Source organism: Alicyclobacillus acidiphilus NBRC 100859, from assembly GCF_001544355.1.
GTDB lineage: Bacteria > Bacillota > Bacilli > Alicyclobacillales > Alicyclobacillaceae > Alicyclobacillus > Alicyclobacillus acidiphilus.
This window is the reverse complement of record NZ_BCQI01000151.1, coordinates 1-1,011: the sequence shown is the minus strand read 5'-3', so window position 1 is coordinate 1,011 and position 1,011 is coordinate 1. Positions and strand designations below refer to the sequence as shown.

1 protein-coding gene is annotated in these 1,011 nt (G+C 51.7%); it reads left to right on the top strand.

Annotation, left to right across the window (positions count from 1 at the left end; translation table 11 throughout):
- Nucleotides 1–89 precede the first annotated feature (89 nt).
- Complete coding sequence (locus AAC01S_RS18500; RefSeq protein ID WP_169794103.1) at nucleotides 90–995, top strand: IS1595 family transposase; 906 nt, start codon at nucleotides 90–92, stop codon at nucleotides 993–995.
- Nucleotides 996–1,011 lie beyond the last annotated feature (16 nt).

The following is a 1,011-nucleotide window of genomic DNA, read 5'->3' as shown; positions in this document are numbered from 1 at the left end:
CATACATCTCAAGTCTTTTAAGTTCCGATTGAAAAGTGGAGCGTAGGTGGTAGAATGGCGATATAGAACGTATGTTTGGGGTGATCGCCATGACACTTCTTGAGTTTCAGGAACGGTTCTCCACGATTCGTGCCTGCGAGGAGCGTTTGTTTGAGCTACGTTGGCCAGATGGCTTTGTTTGCCCGAAGTGCGGCAGCAAGGAGTATTGCGAAGTTGTAAGCTCCTCACGGAAAGAGGCTGAAGAACGAATGCCCTTATTCCAGTGCAAAAACTGCTCTCGGCAAACTTCCGTCACGGCGGGCACCATCTTTCATAAGACGAAAACCGATTTGCGCAAGTGGTTTCTTGCGGTGTACCTGATGGCCAATGACAAGCGAGGCGTTGCTGCGACAACCATTCAACGGAATATTGGAGTGTCGTATCCCACCGCATGGAACATGTTGCGTAAAATCCGCAAGGCCATGGCTGATCGCAATGCACTGTATCAGTTGGAAGGACTCGTGCAAATCGATGACGCCTATTTTGGCGGAGAGAGCCATGGAAAAGGAAAGCGTGGGAGGGGCTCGGATCAGGACCCGGTGATTGTCGCCGTTCAGATGGAGCGTGGGACGCCTAAGTACATCACCATGGCGGTAGTACCGAATCTCACGAAGGAAGTGGTTGCTCCCGTTCTATCCGGACGGCTGAAACCAAATTGCGTCTGGGAGACGGACGGCAGCAAGACGCTTGTGGCCTGTGCCAAGGAGTTGGAGCCTGCGTCCCATATAGTGACGAAGTCGGGTACACCGGAGGCCCATGAGACGTTCGAATGGATAGACAAGGTCATCAGCCTGGCCAAGAGGTTTATCGATGGTACGTACCACGGGCGGATTGTATACAAGCAAGGATACCTTGAGGAGTTCGTGTATCGATTCAACCGCAGGAAGCTTGGAAATCGCTTGGTGGACAGATTGTTGCTTGCCTGTGCGCATGCGAAACCATTACCCAGTGTTTAGGAACTTAGTTACGAAA